Here is a 17,904-nt window from a genome sequence, read left to right as displayed (position 1 = left end):
TTTCACTCCTCATTGTAATTGTCAGGAAGGTCATTTTCAAAGAGAACGACATCTCCCGCCATTGAAATCTTTGCGAGAACCTTAGTTGCCTCGTCTAGTGAAGAAACCCTATAAATTTTTTCTTCATCAAAATTTTTATCCTTAAGGCCTTCATAGATTGGAAGAGTTCTCTTTTTGCCAACTAAAATTGCAAAATCAAGGACACTTGCCATAACTTGACCTATTTTTCTATTTTCTTCTTCTTCCATATCTCCAAGCTCAACCATACCTGGCGTTATTATTATCTTCCTATGGTCCTTAAAACCTCTTAAAACATCAAGAGCCGCCCTAAAGCCCACTGGGTTTGAGTTAAAGGCATCGTCAATAACTATGGTGTTATTTGATGATGGAATAAGTGAAAGCCTGTGTTCCACTGGCTCAACCTTGGAAATCCCCCTTTGAATTTCCTCTAAGCTAAGTCCCAAGACATAGGCAGCAGTTGCCGCTGCAAGTAGATTAGAGATATTGTGAACTCCTAGAAGTCTTGTGGAGCACTTAATTTCTCCTGCCCCCTTAATGTGGAGGACAAATTCTGATCCAGTTTCACTTACCCTTATGTCATCGGCGTAGACATCTAGCTTGTCAAAGTCCTTAGTTCCATACCTATAAGTCTTTTTCTTAGTCTTGTCTGCAAGAGGTTTAACATAGTCATTGTCGTAGTTAAAAATTGCAACCCCATCTTCTGGCAGGTCTTCAATTAACTCGTACTTTGTTTTTTGTATATTTTCAATTGTCTTAAAAAGATGCATGTGAGTTGGTCCAATAGCAGTTATTATCCCAATATCTGGTTGGACAAGTTCTGCAACTTCGTGGATTTCTCCTGGCACCTTGGCACCAAGCTCTGCTATAAAAACTTCCCTGTCTCTTTCAAGTTCGTTGTTGATGATTTTTGAAAGACCCATAGGAGTGTTGAAGGATGACGGTGTGTTTTTAACCCTTAGACCTTCAGATAAAATTGTGTCTGAAATAAACTTAACTGAAGTCTTTCCAAAGGATCCTGTGATTCCAAGAACCTTTAAGCCTTCTTCTTCCTTGTATTTTTTTATTTTTGCCTGAGCTGACTTGTAAAAGCCCATATTTATCTTATCTTCAGTAGGTTTTGCCCACTTGTTTGTCAAGATAAGTAGCCTATATTGGTAAAAGTAAATTAAAAATGACAGGATTAGTGTAGCTAAAATTGAAATCACATAGGATCCTGACCCATCAAAAATTCCCAATGAAAAGACAACTACAAGGATAAAGGCAATAAAGTTTACAAGCTTGTGCTTCTTTAAAAGTCTCTTTGCCCTGTCAGTCCAAACTATGGGAGTCTTTTGATTTTTCTCCAACTTGTAGACTAACTTGTTCATCTTTTCCTTGTTGTTTTTTAAAAATGTCTTGTATTCATCATTGTCGTAGCCCTCTAATTGGAGCATGTGAATGGGAAAGTTGCTCCTAATTAGGGAATAATAAAGTGCCAGGCATATAATAACAAAATCTATTGAGTAAATTGGCAGTCTCTGTAAAAAATATTCCATGAAAATCTCCTAACCTAAAAACGAATTAATAACTGCATTAAATTGGCCAAACTTGTCAAGGTAGGAATAGTGTCCAGCCCCTTCTAGGACAACTAGGCCAGAGTTTTTTATCTCTTCTTCAAAAATCTTACCCATATAAAGGGGCGTTGCCTCATCCTTGTCTCCCCAAATGAGGAGGGTTTCTGCATCAATATTCTTGAATTCCTCTCTAGTGGACTCATTTACCACCTTTACAAAGCATTTACGCATAATTCCATTTGCTGCCTGGTAGTCATCAGATCCATGCTTCTTATAAAACTTTGCCATGGCCTCTTCATTGTTGCCATGAGTCAGCATATAGCATTTTTTTGCTGCCTTAAAGGAATAGACCTTGGCATAATAGGATAGCTTCCTCTTGGGAAGTACTCCTGACGCATCAATTATTATAAGCTTTTCAACCCTGTCCTTATTTCTTGACCCTAAAATCGTAAGAGTCTTGCCCCCAAAGGAGTGACCTACAAAAGTTGCCTTCTTAATATTAAAGTGGTCCAAAAACTTTAAGAGAAATTCATAATAATCATAAGTCCCCATGACTTCTTTTGGGTCTTCGCTGTCTCCAAAGCCTGGCGCATCATAGGCGTAAACTGTGTAACTATCAGGGATGGCATTAAAAATCGGCATAATTGATTCAATATATGCACCCCAACCGTGGAGGATAAGAAGAACTTTCTCGCCACCCTCCCTCTTAATATATGCAGTTTTTATACCGTCTATTTCAACAAATTCTTTATCTATTTTCATCTTCATCTTCTTCTATAAAAATTATTGAGCCCTGGTCTTCTTCATGAGAAATATCTTCTTCATCTCTTACAAAAATTGAAGAGGACTCATAAGCATCTTGGCTAGCATTATCTTCTGCAAAATTTATGCCAGATGTCTTTTCACTTAAGTCAAGGCCCATCTTTAGTGAAGAAATTCTTGACTCTAACCTCTCTATTTCTTGCAAAGTCTCACTTAAATCGAGATCAGACCCCTCACCCTTTAGAGCATGGTATTGGTGCCTGCCAAGCTTTTCAAAGGCTTCGCTTAGCTTTCTCTCTTCATTTAAAAGTTCGTATCTCAACCTTGCTGCCTTTTTAATTTCTTGCGACTCAGTCACAATTTTCTTCTTTATGTAATTTAGATTCCCAAGTAGGTCATCTAAATTGCCATCAAGACTGTCAAAAAATCCCACAATATCACCTCGAATCTATGTTATTATACCAAAAATCTCATATCTTTTAAATACTGCCCTTGTTTTCTTTATTTTTAATTGGGTAAAAAAGACTTGGAGGGATATTATGGAAAAATTAACACTTTATGTCGGAACAGTTTGCCCTTTCTGTAAAAAGGTAGAAGCCTTCATGGAAGATGCTGGCATTGACTCTGTAGAAATAAAAAATATTGATCAAGATAAAGAAGCTCGTGAATATTTAATTGAAAAAGGCGGCAAAAAGCAAGTGCCTTGTCTCTTCATTGGAGACAAGCCTCTTTATGAATCACTAGACATTATTAAATACCTAAAAGAAAATCTAGATTAACTTTATAAGAAATTAAAAAGACAGGGATTACTCAATGAGTTTAATCTCTGTCTTTTTTGTTTCTTTTTCTGTTTTTCTTTCTCTTTTTTCGCGATAGGAGTATATTTTTAGACTTGGAAATAGTGTAAGAATTTAAAACTAAATTAACAATATTACATAGAATTATTATATTTGTGCCAAAGACTCTTGGCATGTGATAGCTTGTTAAAAAGATCAAACTAATGATGCTAAAGATGTCAACAAAATATTCCACATACATTGTCTTTGAAAAAATTGTGTTCTCTGAAAATTTAATATTTACAGAAAGCACATTGATAAAAAATAAAAACATGACAAAGAAATAAGTAGCTTTGGAAATATTTATGCTAGCAGTCAAGATGTAAACTTGTAGCATAAAGTACATGGAAAACTTCACCATAAGTAGACCTATCTCATAGACCTCTAGCTTTAACTTTTTGGACTCGTAGAGGTTTTCTATGTCCCATTCATCCATAAGGGCCTTTAAGATTTTTGTAGTCTTAATCTTTTCGCAAATCCAAGATGGCAAAAGGCTCAATATGAAGATGCTAACTACAAGACTCTTTAAGATGTCAAACAAATTTGTCCCTTGAAAGCGTCTAAAGTAGTTAAAGGTAAATGCTACAAGACCAAGAAGGGCAGAAATTGAAAGTATCTTTAAAAAGGCCTTAAAGATTTCATAATTCTTTCCACTTAAGAGGAAGTTGCCTGAGTCGCTATAGGCTCCTGCAAACTCGTAAGGGTTCCCCATCCTATTTAATTCTTTTTTTATGTCTTCTTCTGTATAAATCTCCGGAAGTCTATCTCTCAGTATATCTAAAAAATCCTCTTTGGCAGCCTCTTGCTTGTCATAGGGGATGTATCTTTGCAAATAATAAATATATCTATCGACGAGTTCATGTTCAATTAACTTCATAAAATCATCCTCACATACATTATAAGTTAAATATTGGTTCTTTTAAATGACTAATCACAAATTTATAAATTATTTTTACTTCGTATTTAGGAGCAATAAATTTTTGATTGGTGATTAATTTCAATTTTTTTATAAGTCCTTTAGAATTTTATAATTTAAACTTTTTATAAATAATTTTTTCTAAATCTATAACTTATTAAGTCTTTATCTCTCTTAGCTTAAAAATAAGCAATAAAAAAGTCCTGTTACCAGGACTCTCTTAATCAAGTACATAAACTTTTACGTTTCTTCTTCCAAAATTTCTAGCTTGGGAACTTGTGCTGTAGAATAAGTCGATTCTATTTCCCTTAATTGCTCCACCAGTATCTTCTGCTGTAGCATAGCCATAAGATGCAAAGCCATCCATACTCTCAATGTAAAGCTTTGAACCTAGTGGGATAACCCTAGGGTCAACAGCAACTGCACCAACTCTTGCCCTTGTTCCCATAGCAGTCCTTGAACCTGCAGAAGGGTCATAAGCAGTAGCTTGCATAATAATTACTCTCTTAGCTGACTTTCCATTAGGAGCAGCAGATCCTTGTTTAGTTCCAACTTCTACAACTTCCTTTACAGGCTCTTTAGTAATTTCACTCTTTAGGACTTCAGTAGCTTCTAAATTTCCATTTACATAAGTGTTCTTTAGGTTTTCTACCTTTTCTCCAACTTGTCCCTTAGTGATAACTTTCTTTTCATCCTTAAACATTTCATTATTTTCACGAGTTTCTGTTTCAAAAGGAATTTCAACTTTGTTAACTAAATTTTCTTCAACAACTCTATCAATTTTGATTTCCATTCCTTGCTTAGCAATTTCATCAAGAGGAAGGGAAACTCTGTCAAGCTTGTTTAGTTTTATGTCAAGATTTTCAAGTACATCAGCAACTGTGTATCCATTTGCTTCAGCTATTAGTGTCTTGTTTCCATCTTTTATGTGATAAGACTTTGGTGAAGTAATAAGGATCTTTGTGTCCTTAGTAATCTCTTCATCAAGACCTGGGCTTACAAGGTCCTTGTTCTTAAGAACAATGCCTTCTTTTTCCAAGAAGTCTCCTACTGTTTTTTCATATGTAAATACTGTCTTAGTTTTTCCATTAATATTTAATTCAACGTTTTTACCTAGAGCTGTGCTAAAACCCATTGTAAGGATTGACACAAGAGCTAGGACAATCAGCATAAATTTCGCATTTCTAAAAATGTTCTGTTTATTCAAAAATATTCCCTCCATAAATTCAGTTACAAACTTGTAAATTTTGTTACTACTTTGTAACTTTTTCTAATCTTTTAAGAGTATATTAAAAAAAGTAAGATTTGTCAATTTTTTGTAACTTTTTTGTAAATCTCTCTACACACGGCTTAGTTGAGCCATTTTAAAACTTGTGTCAATTAAATCTATTTTAAAATAAAAATAAAACCTCTCTCAAAGCTGGAAAATTAGGTATTCTTTATAAAGTATTACGTTTATGTTACAAAATCTTATAATATTTTCCTTATTTTATTAATTTTTTGATAAAAGGCTCATTTCAGTAAGTGAACTTTAAAGTTTTCTAAGTCTTATTTCTTATTAGAGGCTTGTTTTACTCTAAAAAAATAAAAAGCTTAAAAAATTAAAATCAAAATAATTTTCTAAGCTTTTCATCTTTTTGATTTTTTAAATTATGACATTAGCTTTTCTACAAAACGTCTAGCCATCTTGGCAGTGAAGCCCCAAATAATTTTTCCATCATATTCATAAAAGAGGACTTCTTCTCTACCCCTTCTGAACTTGTAGTTGATACCATTGAGAATCAAGTGATAGGGAAAGTCCTTGTTCCTCTCAACCTTTAAGTCAATCTTGTAGGATCTTGGTTTGGTCTCTAAAAAATAAGAAAGTGGAATTGTAAAAACCTTCTCCACCTCATCTCTTGATGGAGATATTTTGTCAAAGTCTCTTTTTATTTCTCCAATGAAACTGTGAATAATTGCTGCATAGGGATTTACTACAAAGTCACCCTCAGAATAAATTTCAATCTCACCTTCTGAAATTAAAAGCTCTTCTGAAGTCTCCCTAAGAGCTGCATCCCTTGGACTTTCTCCCTCTTCAATCCTGCCTCCTGGGAAGGATATTTCTCCAGGTTGGTTTCTTAGAGTAAAGGCCCTCTCCTCAAAGAGAAGATGAATTTCCCCATTTCTTTTTATAAGAGGAATCATGACGGAAAACCTATTTTTCACGTCAATGGGCATGGGTTTTATTTCTTGGACCTTGGCTTTAATTTTTTCTAAATTTAAGTCTTGGTCAGTTGGCATTTTCTATCTCCCTCATAAATTCTTCTACTGTGTAAATTCTAAACCTGTCAATCTGTCTTTTGTTGCCTTCTCTTTCTAGGAGCATATATAAGAGGTCATCATACCTAAAGCTTTCTGGCATCTCTAGTTCTTCTGCAAGCCTTGGAACATAGTCTTCAAAGATTATCCTTGCAATCTTGTTTTCACTTTCCTTGACCTTGTCCTTTAGGAGCCTATAAATATACTTTAGGCTTTCTCCTTCGTCAAGAGGCATAATATAATAGTCTTCTCCCCTGAGACCCTTAACAGCCTTACAGGCATCGAAGTAACCAAGTTTTATTAGGTCGTCAGCCTTTTCCTTGTCAAAGCCAAGGGATGACCCAAGATTTTTATTTGCTTTAATTATATAACTTGCCCTTTCGATGTTTTTGAGGGGTAGCCTTGAAAGTCTTACTAGGACAATATCTGTGTCTTCATCTATCATCTCCATGGGAGCTGGTGATGCAAAGCCACCATCAATAAAATACTTGCCGTGAAGACGTTGTAATTTAAAAAAGGGAAGATAACAAGAGGCAATAATATAGTCCTTTAATAGACCCTCTTTAATATCCTTCTTAAATAATCTCTCAACTTTGAGGTCAGATACATTCACTGTACACATACCAAAATCAATATCAGACCTTCTAAGCTTATCTTCATTGATGAACTTGTCCACTAACTTGTAGAGAGGATAGGGTGATCTAGTAAGTTCAGGAACTTTTATGTCGTGTTCACGAAGCTTATCTACAATTTTTGAAAATAAATTATCGTCCTTTTCTATTTCTTGTAACTCAGTTTCAAAGGCAGAAAAGTCTAGGCTCTTCCAAGCCTTAAAACATTCATAGGCATCTCCTTGGGCAAACATGGCTCCATTAAAAGCACCTATAGAAGTCCCAACAATTTTCGAAAAATCAAATCCCATTTCCATAAGGGCGAAGTAGGCACCTACTTGGTAGGCACCCTTGGCTCCTCCGCCTTCAAGAACTAATGCCCACTTTTTCATTTCACACTTCCTAATTCAGATGTACATTGTGGACATCTTGTTGCATTAATATCAATCTTAGACTTACAGAAAGGGCACACCTTTTCGGTTGGAGCTGGAGCTTCTTCTTCCCTCTTGAACTTGTCAGTAACTTTTGCAATTTGTTTTATCATAATAAAGATAACAAAAGCTATAATCAAGAAATCAAAAACTGATTGTAGGAATATTCCATACTTGACCTCAGCAGTTCCCACTGTAAGAGCAAGATTTTCAAAACTAACTCCACCAAGTAAGATACCTATTAGGGGCATTAAAATATTTTCAACAAGGCTTGCAACGATTTTACCAAAGGCTCCACCTATGATAACGCCTACAGCCATATCCATAACATTTCCTTGTGCAATAAATTCTCTAAATTCATTAGCAAATTTTTTCATTTTTCCTCCTTCATATGTAATTTAATAATTAAAAATAATTTCTTATTGAATATTTATTACCCAGCTTGTTGATAAAAAAACTTTAATTAAAAAACCTAGGAATTAATCCCAGGTCTCTCTTTGTCTTTGTAATTTTTAAATTTGTTTTAAGATAATCTTGTTCTTTTTCAAAAGTTCCATAGCGTAGTCATCCACCCTATAGGCTTCGTGATAAATTATTTCTCCTATGCCTGCTTGGATAAGGGCCTTTGTGCAGTTAAGGCAAGGGAAGTGTGTTACATAGGCCTTGGCTCCCCTAACTGATATTCCTTCCTTGGCACAGTATAGGAGGGCATTCATCTCTGCGTGGATTGTGGCTATGCAATGGCCATCACGCATTGTATGTCCAATTTCGTCACAGTGGGGGTTGCCTGTCACTGATCCATTGTAGCCTGTTGAAATTATCCTGTTGTCCGAGTTCACAAGGACGCAGCCTACGAAGGCTCTGTCGCAAGTGGACCTTGTTGCAACCATTTGTGTTATCTCCATAAAATATTCATCCCAAGACTTTCTCATTTTGCCTCCTTTGCAAGTTTATCAACTAACTCATTGTACTTGACCCCAGTGTGGGCCTCAACTTTTATAAATTTTACTTCCAACTTGTCCCTTATGGAATCATAAAAGTCCTTGTAATATATTGTTCCTTCTTTATTCGTCTTCCAAAAACCAAGTGCCCATGACCTTATGCCTTCGTAGTCGTAGTGAAGGTAGATTTTTTTCTTGCCAAGCTTTGTTGCTTCTTCCATGGCACGCATGGCTCCCTTGATTTCTCCCGACACATTTCTCATATCTGAGTCCTTGAAAAATCTCTTTGAGTAAGTGTATTCTTCTTCATCATTAAACATATAGACACCATAGGAGTGAGACTTGTCGCTGTCCCTATAGGATCCATCGACGTAAACTACAAGCTCGTCCTTTTCTGCTGACTCCTTCTTCTTTTCTTCTATTTCATTTATAAAGGCCTCAGCATCTTCACGAGTGGAAAACTTTTTGAAACTTGCTCCCTTAAAGCCCATGATTTCTCGCTTGCACTCATCCCAGGTGTGATAGATGCCAGGATTTCTTCCTATTCTAACTGCGTAATACTTCATGTTCACCTCAAAATTTTGTGATTTGTCAACTATGTCTACTTATTATATAATTAGAAGTAATTAGAAGTCTAGACTTTTGGAGGTAAAAATGAACAAAGAACAATTTGAAAGAATGAAAAATGGCAAGGGCTTCATTGCTGCTCTTGACCAATCTGGTGGATCAACACCAAAGGCCCTATTAAATTATGGTGTGACTGAAGATGCTTATTCAAACGAAGAAGAAATGTTTGAACAAGTTCACGAAATGAGAAAGAGAATTATAAAGGATAAGGCCTTTACATCTGATAGAATTTTAGCTGCAATCCTATTTAAGGTTACTATGAACTCTAAAATCGACGGCAAGTTCACTGGCGACTACCTTTGGGAAGAAAAGGGCATTGTTCCAATCCTTAAAGTTGACGAGGGACTTGATGAAGAAAAAGATGGTGCTCAACTTATGAAGCCTTTCAAACACATTGACGAGCTTCTTGCCAATGCAAAGGAAAGAAATATTTTTGGAACTAAGATGCGTTCTCTTGTAAAAGAACTCAATGAAGAATCCATTAAAAAAGTGGTTGAACAACAATTTGACTACGCAAAGAAAATTTCCGCAGCAGGATTTGTTCCTATTATCGAGCCAGAAGTTGATATCCACGCTAAGGACAAGGGACAAATCGAAGAAGTCCTTAAAAAATATCTTGTGGAAGAACTTAAAAAATTAGATAAGGACACTTATGTAATGTTTAAGTTAAGTCTTCCAGAAAAGGAAAATCTTTACGAAGACCTTTACGAATTTGATCAAACTGTTAGGATCGTTGCCCTATCTGGTGGCTACTCAAGAGATGAAGCCAACGAAAAACTTAGAAAGAACAGGGGCGTAATTGCTTCTTACTCAAGAGCCCTTACTGAAGGACTAAATGTAAATCAAAGTGCAGAAGAATTTACAAAGATGCTTGACGACTCTATCGAAAAGAACTACTCAGCTTCAGTTGAAAAATAAAGCGTAAAATTTTTAAGATCTCCAATTTTTGGAGATCTTATTTTTGTTTTAATTTCTTAATTTGCAAATGTTTTTCTTTATCTTCTAATATTAGTTAAAGCTTGTATTTATGCAGTTTATTGTTGACAATTATTCTTTCATAATGTAAACTGTTGCATAGATAATAAATATTATCTGGAGTGCTGTCCGCTAGTTAAATTTTTAATGACCGGGGTTCTCTATAGGATACTGTCCGCTAGTTAATTTATATTAATGACCGGGGTTCCTCTATAACTTTTTTATTATTATATGGAGGTTTTTTTATGAAAAAGTATCAATTAGACGTACCTACACCACATTCCTACACTTATGTAACAAAGAATATCCCAAATGTAACAGTTGAACAAAGGGAAAGGGCTCTTAAGGCTACTCACTACAATGAATTTGCCTTCCCTGCAGGAATGTTAACTATTGACATGCTATCAGACTCAGGAACTACAGCCATGACAGACGTTCAATGGTCTGCAATGTTCTTAGGAGATGAATCCTATGGTAGAAACAAGGGCTACTATGTCCTTCTCGATGCCTTTAGGGATGTATTCGAAAGAGGCGACGATCAAAAAAGAATCATCGACCTTGTAAGAACTGACTGCGAAGATGTTGAAAAAATGATGGACGAAGTTTACCTTTGCGAATATGAAGGTGGCCTATTTAATGGTGGCTCTGCCCAAATGGAAAGACCAAATACCTTTATCATTCAACAAGGTCGTGCAGCTGAATCTGTTTTATTCGAACTTGTCAAAAAAATACTAAACGCAAGAGAACCAGGAAAGATTTATACTATTCCTTCTAATGGTCACTTCGACACTACTGAAGGTAATATTAAGCAAATGGGTTCAATCCCAAGAAACCTATACAACAAAAAATTGCTATGGGAAGTTCCTGAAAATGGTCACTATGAAAAGAATCCATTTAAGGGCAACATGGACACTGAAAAACTAGAAGAACTTATCACTAAGTTAGGACCTGAAAATGTCCCACTAATTTACACAACTATTACTAACAACACAGTTTGTGGTCAACCAGTTTCTATGGCAAACTTGAGAGAATGTTCAAGAATTGCTCATAAGTATGACATACCTTATATGTTTGATGCTGCTAGATGGGCAGAAAATGCTTACTTCATCAAGGTTAATGAAGAAGGTTATGCTGACAAGTCAATCCCAGAAATTGCAAAAGAAATGTTCTCTTACTGCGACGGCTTTACTGCATCACTTAAAAAAGATGGACACGCAAATATGGGCGGTGTTCTTGCCTTTAGAGATAAGGGACTATTCTGGAAGAAGTTTTCTGACTTTAACGAAGACGGCACAGTTAAAACTGATGTAGGTATACTCCTAAAAGTTAAACAAATTTCTTCTTACGGCAACGACTCCTACGGTGGTATGAGTGGTAGAGATATTATGGCTCTTGCTGCAGGTCTTTATGAAGCAGCTAAGTTTGATTATCTTGATGCTCGTGTTAAACAATGTGAATACCTTGCTCAAGGTTTTTACAAGGCTGGCGTTAAGGGAGTTGTACTTCCTGCTGGTGGTCACGGTGTTTATATCAACATGGACGAATTCTTCGACAACAAGAGGGGACCAGAAACTTTTGCAGGTCAAGGCTTCTCTGTTGAATTAATAAGAAGATATGGAATTAGAACTGCAGAACTTGGTAACTACTCAATGGAATATGACCTAAAGACTCCAGAGCAACAAGCCGAAGTAGCTAACGTAGTTCGTTTCGCAATAAATAGAAGTCAACTTTCTAAGGAACACATGGATTATGTAATTGCAGCAGTTAAAGCTCTTTACGAAGATCGTGCTACTATTCCTAATATTAGAATAGTCAAGGGAAAGAATCTTCCAATGCGTCACTTCCACGCTTTCCTTGAAACTTATGAAGCTTCTGAAGATGAAAAATAAATTTCTCTAAACTTTTTATAAATACAAAAAATTAAATAAACCCCTCTTAGTCGAGGGGTAAATTACCCTTTAAGGAGAAAAATTATGGATAACAACTTAAAAACTCGTGATGGTTTTAAAAGCAAATGGGGCTTTATACTAGCTTGTATTGGGTCCGCAGTTGGTATGGGTAATATTTGGAGATTCCCTATAATGGTTTCAACTTATGGTGGGATGACTTTCCTCATTCCTTACTTTATCTTCGTAACCTTAATAGGATCTACAGGAGTAATTTCTGAAATGGCACTAGGTAGGTCAGCAAATGCTGGACCAGTTGGTGCCTTTGGAAAATGTACAGAATTAAGAACTGGCAACAAAAAGCCTGGCGAATTAATTGGTCTTATCCCAGTTCTCGGCTCTTTGGCACTAGCTATAGGCTACACTTGTGTAATGGCTTGGATTTTTAAATACACCTTCCTTTCTCTATCAGGTCACCTTTATGAAATGGGACAAGATATGGATGTAATTGGTGGTACCTTTGGTCTAACAGCAAGAGCCTTTGGTGCAAACATCTGGGTTGTAGTAGCAATACTTGCAAGCTTTGCCATAATGGTAATGGGTGTATCTGGTGGAATTGAAAAGGCAAACAAAATTATGATGCCAGCCCTATTCATTTTATTTGTAGGACTTGCAATCTACATCCTCTTCCTTCCAGGTGCTGCAAATGGATATAAGTATATTTTCACAGTAAACCCTGAAGGATTAAAGGATCCTAAGGTTTGGATATTTGCCTTTGGACAAGCCTTCTTCTCCTTATCAGTAGCAGGCTCAGGCACTGTAATTTATGGATCTTACCTTCCTAAGAATGAATGTATTCCATCATCAGCAAGAAATGTTGCAGTCTTTGATACAATAGCAGCCCTCTTGGCAGCCTTTGTAATCATCCCTGCCATGGCAGCAGCTGATGCACCACTTGACACTGGTGGCCCTGGTCTTATGTTTATCTTCCTTGTACATGTATTTAACGGCATGCCTATTGGAAAAATTATTGGAATGATTTTCTACATCTGCGTTCTCTTTGCAGGAGTATCTTCAATAATTAACCTTTACGAAACACCAGTTGCCTACCTACAAGAAAAATTCAATGCGTCAAGATTTCTTGCAACTACAATTATCCACATCATTGGTTGCCTCGTTGCAATTTTGATTCAAGGCATAGTAAGTGGTTGGATGGACGTTGTTTCAATTTACATTTGCCCACTTGGAGCAGCCCTTGCTGGCATAATGTTCCTTTGGGTTGCAGACAAAGATTATGTCCTTGCTGCAGTCAATGAAGGCTCACCAAAGAAAATTGGAGGATGGTACTATCCATTAGCAAAATATGTATATGTAACAGCTGCCATAGTTGCCCTAATAGCTGGTGCAATACTTGGTGGTATTGGTTGATGAAATTTTATAATCAAAAAAGTGTTGGCTTTCCTATTAGCCAGCACTTTTCTTTTGCAGATTTTTACTTAAAAATTATCCTTTTTATTTCTAAAGTAAATAAACTCATCTAAATCCCTTGCCAAGAAGAAGGGATTTATTTTTTTCTCTTTTCCAATTGTTGATGGAAGAGTAATCTTACCTTCTTCCCTGAGCTTCTTTACCCTTTCATATTCCCTGTCCAAGTCCCCATTGGAGATTAGAGACTTGGCAAATTCTAAATTGGCAAGAGAATACTCATGACCAGGATAAACTAGAGTGTCGTCAGCTAAATTTTTTAACTTAATAAGACCCTCATAGGATTTTTTGTAGTCCCTAGTAAAGACCCTGCCGCAGCCTGCAAGAAAGAGGGCATCTCCACAGAATAAGTTGCCATCAACTAAATAGGAAATGTGGTCTTGAGTGTGGCCACCAGTTGAAATCACCTTGAAGTTTTCTCCAAGAAGTTCAAATTCATCTCCATCCCTTAAAGTCACGTCATTGTATTCCCTAGTTTCAACAGGCCCAAAGACCCTCGGTCCGTATTTAATCTTAAGTTCATCAAGACCACCAACGTGATCCATGTGCTTGTGGGTTAAAATAATATAGTCAAGATTTCTGCCCCTTAAATAATCAATAACAGGACCTGCGTCACCAGGATCAACAACTATTATCTTGCCACCCTTCTCAATAGTCCAAATGTAATTGTCATTAAAAGCTTTAATATATCTAATATCCATAAAACACCTCATAATATTCTTACTCTTATTGGTGGGATCTAAACATGGGTGTTGGTTTGTTGTTTTTTATTAAATTATTGTGTGATTTTTTAACTGTATAATTAATATTTTTCATAGCTTTACTTACAATTAAAAAAGACAGCCACTTTTGTGACTGCCTTTAATTATGCTTTTTCTGTACTTACTTAATCCGACTCCTTTGAAGAAACTCCCTATTCGGTCGTTTCTTCTGCAGTCGCTGGATAAGGTTCTTCATAGCTTCAGGCTCCTTTCAGTCGCCTTCAGCTTGAAGACCGTATCAATCGTGACTCGTCACGATTGATACTACCATTAATTACATCATTCCCATGCCTGGATTCATTGCTGGCATTGCTGGTGCGTCTTCTTTGATGTTTGCTACTGCTGCTTCTGTTGTCAAGATCATTGATGCTACGCTTGATGCGTTTTGTAGTGCTGATCTTGTTACTTTTGTTGGGTCTACTATTCCGGCTTTTTTCATATCTACGTATTCTGACTTGTATGCGTCGAAGCCGATTCCTGCTTCTTTTGTCTTTACGTGTTCTACGATTACTGAGCCTTCTAGTCCTGCGTTTTCTGCTATTTGTTTTAGTGGTTCTTCTAAGGCTCTTAGGATAATGTTAGCTCCTGTTTTTTCATCGCCTTCTAGTTCGTCTACTACTTTTGCAACTGCGTCGATTGAGTCGATTAGTACAGTTCCACCACCTGCAACGATTCCTTCTTCTACTGCTGCTCTTGTTGCTGCTAGAGCATCTTCGATTCTTAGCTTTCTTTCCTTTAGTTCAACTTCTGTTGCTGCTCCAACTTGGATAACTGCAACTCCGCCAGAAAGTTTTGCAAGTCTTTCTTGTAATTTTTCTTTATCAAATTCTGAATCTGTTTCTTCTATTTGGTTTTTGATGTGGCTAATTCTGTTTTCAAGTTCAGCCTTGTCGCCTGCTCCATTTACAATTACAGTAAGTTCTTTTTCAACCCTAACCTTTGAAGCTGATCCAAGCATTTCAATTGTTGCATCCTTTAGGTCTTGACCTAAATCGGATGAAATAACTTGTCCACCTGTTAGAATTGCAATATCTTGAAGCATATCTTTTCTTCTGTCGCCATAGCCAGGAGCCTTTACTCCAACTACGTTTAATGTTCCTCTAAGTGAGTTAACAACTAGAGTCGCAAGAGCTTCGCCATCAATATCATCTGCAATAATAAGAAGTGGTTTTGATTGTTGAAGAACTTTTTCTAGTAGTGGGAGAATTTCTTGGATATTTGAAATCTTCTTGTCTGTAATTAGGATGTATGGGTCTTCTAATTCTGCAACCATCTTGTCAGAATCTGTAACCATATATGGAGATAGGTAACCTCTGTCAAATTGCATACCTTCAACAACATCTAGGCTTGTTCCCATTGACTTAGATTCTTCAACAGTGATAACTCCGTCGTTTCCAACTTTTTCCATTGCTTCAGAAATAAGCTTTCCAACTTGTTCGTTAGCAGCAGAAATTGAAGCAACTTGTTCAATAGCTTCCTTGGAAGAAACTTCAGTTGAGAACTTTTTGATTTCTTCAACAGCTCTTTCAACTGCCTTAGCGATACCCTTTTGAAGAACCATTGGGTTTGCACCTGCTGCAAGGTTTCTCATACCCTCTCTAATGATAGCTTGAGCAAGTAGGGTAGCAGTTGTAGTACCGTCACCTGCAACGTCATTAGTCTTAGTAGCAACTTCCTTTAAAAGTTGTGCGCCCATATTTTCAAATTTATCTTCACATTCAATTTCTCTTGCAATAGTAACACCATCATTAGTTATAAGTGGTGTGCCATATTCCTTGTCTAAGATAACATTTCTGCCCTTAGGTCCAAGAGTTACCTTTACTGTATCTGCAAGAGTGTTGATTCCTTTTATTAAACCTTTTCTAGCATCTTCTGAAAATTTAATTTCCTTTGCCATTTTATCATCTCTCCTTATTCAATAGGCCTTATTCAATAACTGCCAAGATGTCTTGGAACTTGATTATAGTGTATTTTTCATGGTCAAGTTCAATGTCACTTCCTGCGTATTTAGAGAAAACAACCTTGTCCCCAACCTTAACAAGTCCCTTCATATCTTCGTCTGTATCTAATTTGTTGCCAATTGCAACAACTTCTGCTATGTTTGATTCTTCCTTAGCTGAAGAAGGAAGTACAATACCAGAAGCAGTAGTTTCTTCTTTTTCTATCTTTTTAATGACAATCTTGTCATCAAGTGGTCTCAATTTCATTTATATAAGCCTCCTAAAATTTATAATTTATTTTTAGCACTCACTTATCTCTTCTGCTAATATGTATATGATAACTCAAAAGAAAAATTTTTTCAAGTATTCTTTAAAGAGAAATCTTTAAAAAATTTTGTAAAACCTAAGGTTTTAATTCCTCTTTTTAATGAATTTAGAAAACTAAGAAAGTTTCTTAAAAGCTGACGCTTTTATATTACTTATAAGGAGGGGGAGCCAGGGGCGAGCGAGGCCCCTGACCCCCTCCTTAAACCTCCCCCCTGACCCCATCGCCCTGGCAGGGGGCCCGACCCATTAATACGCAAAAAGCTCTCCGACTAAAAATTTCAAACTCGCTTCGCTCAAACAGTGAAATTTTTTTAACGTCTCCGAACTTTTTGCTTACTACCTTATTAGCTTGCGGTTTATTGGCAAACTTTACTATCTCATAAAACTTCAACAAGCTGGAGCACTCTATCAGTTCACTACTAAGCACCAAGTTTGAGTTTCTTATGGAGTTATAACATCTTATAAACTATTAACTTAATATCACCTTGTAGTTTTATATGAAGTCACGAAAGTTTACAAACTCATAATTAATTACAAGCTTATAAAAAGAAAATCTTAATCATATTGATATGTACCCTCCTTACTGGTTTGTCCAGTAAAGAGGGTACATATCAATATGATTAAGATTTTTTGATTTATTAGTTTAATTTTATTTATATGTGTATAATTTTTATTTAATATTTATACTAGAACAACTTAAGGATTTAGCAGTGAGCTAATCAAGTGTATATAATGAACAAAAAAATCGGTTATGCGTTAAAAATTTTCAACTGTTTGAATTCGCGAAGCGAATGAGTTTTGAAAATTTAGCATGACCGATTTTTTTGGACTCAACGTACGTGGGGTGAAGGGGTGGTTTGGAGGGGCAATACCACGCAGGCACAAGGGGGCCTCACGATGCCCCTAAGCCCCTCCAAGAGCAATTATAAAAGCGTCAGCTTTTAATAAAACTTTTTAAAGAAAACTTCTTTAAGCAATTTTAAAAACCCTTTTTACTTTTTCCTCTTCCCCTCAAGCTCCAAGAGCTTTCTCTTAACCTCTAATCCCCCTGCATACCCTCTTAAACTCCCATCACTTCCTATGACTCTGTGGCAGGGTACTATTAATGAAATTGGATTGTGACCTACTGCTCCTCCAACTGCCTGGTTGGATACTCTCTCATACTTCCCACTTGCAAGTAAAGCTTCTCCCACTTCTTTATAGGTTCTTGTCTCTCCATAGCTTATCTTAAGTAAGATGTCCCAGACGTCTTTTCTAAATTCACTTCCTATAACTTTGATTGGAGGAATAAAGCCTGGATCTTCTCCTGAGAAATATTTATCTAACCAAGCTTCTGTAAGTTTTAAGATATTATAGTCTTCTTCTTTAGAATCCTGCAAAGCAGTTTCATCATTCTTAACTATCTCACTATCTCTTAGTCTTTCTTCATATTCTTTTTGACGCTCTAGGTAGAGTCCAAGCAAGGCTTCTTCATCGAACACTATTAATATGTCCCCCAACAATGACTTGTACAATTTTTTGTAAAGCATATTGC

The 17,904-nt window shown here is 36.3% G+C and carries 18 protein-coding genes; 4 read left to right on the top strand and 14 right to left on the bottom strand.

From position 1 onward, the window contains the following. Window positions 1-2: 2 nt before the first annotated feature. The 3 genes from CAN42_RS04070 to CAN42_RS04060 are packed head-to-tail and all read right to left on the bottom strand — an operon-like array spanning window position 3 to window position 2,769. On the bottom strand, window positions 3-1,556 hold the full coding sequence (locus tag CAN42_RS04070; protein ID WP_085875633.1) for a UDP-N-acetylmuramoyl-tripeptide--D-alanyl-D-alanine ligase: 1,554 nt from the start codon (window positions 1,554-1,556) through the stop codon (window positions 3-5). A 9-nt stretch (window positions 1,557-1,565) separates the two neighbouring features. Then, window positions 1,566-2,336: an alpha/beta fold hydrolase gene (locus tag CAN42_RS04065; protein WP_085875632.1), complete on the bottom strand. Its 771-nt coding sequence runs from the start codon at window positions 2,334-2,336 to the stop codon at window positions 1,566-1,568. After that, complete coding sequence (locus tag CAN42_RS04060) at window positions 2,323-2,769, bottom strand: hypothetical protein (RefSeq protein WP_085875631.1); 447 nt, start codon at window positions 2,767-2,769, stop codon at window positions 2,323-2,325. Before CAN42_RS04060 ends, CAN42_RS04065 begins: the two co-directional genes overlap by 14 nt. Before the next feature lie 106 nt (window positions 2,770-2,875). On the opposite strand from CAN42_RS04060, the gene CAN42_RS04055 reads away from it, so the two are divergent. Continuing rightward, entirely contained in the window at window positions 2,876-3,115 is a 240-nt protein-coding gene (locus CAN42_RS04055) for a glutaredoxin family protein (protein WP_062571324.1), read from the top strand. Between the two features lie 40 nt (window positions 3,116-3,155). On the opposite strand, the gene CAN42_RS04050 is transcribed toward CAN42_RS04055, so the two are convergent. From CAN42_RS04050 to CAN42_RS04020, 7 genes are all read right to left on the bottom strand, one after another. Continuing rightward, window positions 3,156-4,049 (bottom strand): hypothetical protein, encoded by an 894-nt coding sequence (locus CAN42_RS04050; protein ID WP_085875630.1) that lies wholly within the window; start codon window positions 4,047-4,049, stop codon window positions 3,156-3,158. A gap of 259 nt (window positions 4,050-4,308) precedes the next feature. Beyond that, window positions 4,309-5,295 (bottom strand): resuscitation-promoting factor, encoded by a 987-nt coding sequence (locus CAN42_RS04045; protein WP_085875629.1) that lies wholly within the window; start codon window positions 5,293-5,295, stop codon window positions 4,309-4,311. Window positions 5,296-5,738: 443 nt separating this feature from the next. Next, the gene (locus CAN42_RS04040) at window positions 5,739-6,368 is read right to left on the bottom strand and encodes an NUDIX hydrolase (protein ID WP_085875628.1); all 630 of its coding nucleotides are present in this window, start codon (window positions 6,366-6,368) and stop codon (window positions 5,739-5,741) included. After that, complete coding sequence (locus CAN42_RS04035) at window positions 6,358-7,389, bottom strand: patatin-like phospholipase family protein (protein ID WP_085875627.1); 1,032 nt, start codon at window positions 7,387-7,389, stop codon at window positions 6,358-6,360. Before CAN42_RS04035 ends, CAN42_RS04040 begins: the two co-directional genes overlap by 11 nt. Beyond that, entirely contained in the window at window positions 7,386-7,805 is a 420-nt protein-coding gene (gene mscL / locus CAN42_RS04030) for a large conductance mechanosensitive channel protein MscL (RefSeq protein ID WP_085875626.1), read from the bottom strand. The genes CAN42_RS04035 and mscL overlap by 4 nt, the downstream gene beginning before the upstream one ends. A gap of 135 nt (window positions 7,806-7,940) precedes the next feature. Continuing rightward, the gene (locus CAN42_RS04025; RefSeq protein ID WP_085875625.1) at window positions 7,941-8,360 is read right to left on the bottom strand and encodes a deoxycytidylate deaminase; all 420 of its coding nucleotides are present in this window, start codon (window positions 8,358-8,360) and stop codon (window positions 7,941-7,943) included. After that, window positions 8,357-8,935 (bottom strand): ribonuclease H1 domain-containing protein, encoded by a 579-nt coding sequence (locus CAN42_RS04020; RefSeq protein WP_085875624.1) that lies wholly within the window; start codon window positions 8,933-8,935, stop codon window positions 8,357-8,359. The genes CAN42_RS04025 and CAN42_RS04020 overlap by 4 nt, the downstream gene beginning before the upstream one ends. Before the next feature lie 88 nt (window positions 8,936-9,023). Here CAN42_RS04020 and CAN42_RS04015 point away from each other — a divergent pair, with 88 nt between their 5' ends. The 3 genes from CAN42_RS04015 (at window position 9,024) to CAN42_RS04005 (ending at window position 13,285) form a co-directional block, all read left to right on the top strand. Further along, window positions 9,024-9,914, top strand: a complete 891-nt coding sequence (locus CAN42_RS04015) for a fructose bisphosphate aldolase (RefSeq protein ID WP_085875623.1) — start codon at window positions 9,024-9,026, stop codon at window positions 9,912-9,914. 302 nt (window positions 9,915-10,216) lie between these two features. Continuing rightward, window positions 10,217-11,860 (top strand): tryptophanase, encoded by a 1,644-nt coding sequence (locus CAN42_RS04010; RefSeq protein ID WP_085875622.1) that lies wholly within the window; start codon window positions 10,217-10,219, stop codon window positions 11,858-11,860. Between the two features lie 84 nt (window positions 11,861-11,944). Next, complete coding sequence (locus tag CAN42_RS04005; RefSeq protein WP_085875621.1) at window positions 11,945-13,285, top strand: sodium-dependent transporter; 1,341 nt, start codon at window positions 11,945-11,947, stop codon at window positions 13,283-13,285. A 68-nt stretch (window positions 13,286-13,353) separates the two neighbouring features. Here the strand turns inward: CAN42_RS04005 and gloB are convergent, their stop codons facing one another. The 4 genes from gloB to CAN42_RS03980 form a co-directional block, all read right to left on the bottom strand. Further along, entirely contained in the window at window positions 13,354-14,043 is a 690-nt protein-coding gene (gene gloB, locus CAN42_RS04000) for a hydroxyacylglutathione hydrolase (protein WP_085875620.1), read from the bottom strand. A gap of 334 nt (window positions 14,044-14,377) precedes the next feature. Then, a complete protein-coding gene (gene groL, locus CAN42_RS03995) occupies window positions 14,378-16,000 on the bottom strand; it encodes a chaperonin GroEL (protein ID WP_085875619.1) in 1,623 nt (540 codons plus the stop codon). 28 nt (window positions 16,001-16,028) lie between these two features. Beyond that, window positions 16,029-16,310 carry a co-chaperone GroES gene (locus CAN42_RS03990; protein WP_085875618.1) on the bottom strand — a complete coding sequence of 94 codons (282 nt, stop codon included), beginning with the start codon at window positions 16,308-16,310 and terminating at the stop codon, window positions 16,029-16,031. 1,052 nt (window positions 16,311-17,362) lie between these two features. Further along, window positions 17,363-17,899 carry a methylated-DNA--[protein]-cysteine S-methyltransferase gene (locus CAN42_RS03980; RefSeq protein ID WP_085875616.1) on the bottom strand — a complete coding sequence of 179 codons (537 nt, stop codon included), beginning with the start codon at window positions 17,897-17,899 and terminating at the stop codon, window positions 17,363-17,365. Between the last annotated feature and the right edge of the window lie 5 nt (window positions 17,900-17,904).

The sequence above is a fragment of the Peptoniphilus vaginalis genome (genome assembly GCF_900176605.1).
GTDB classification, from domain to species: domain Bacteria; phylum Bacillota; class Clostridia; order Tissierellales; family Peptoniphilaceae; genus Peptoniphilus_A; species Peptoniphilus_A vaginalis.
Note: the sequence above shows the minus strand (reverse complement) of the source record. Positions and strands in the feature narration are given on the sequence as shown.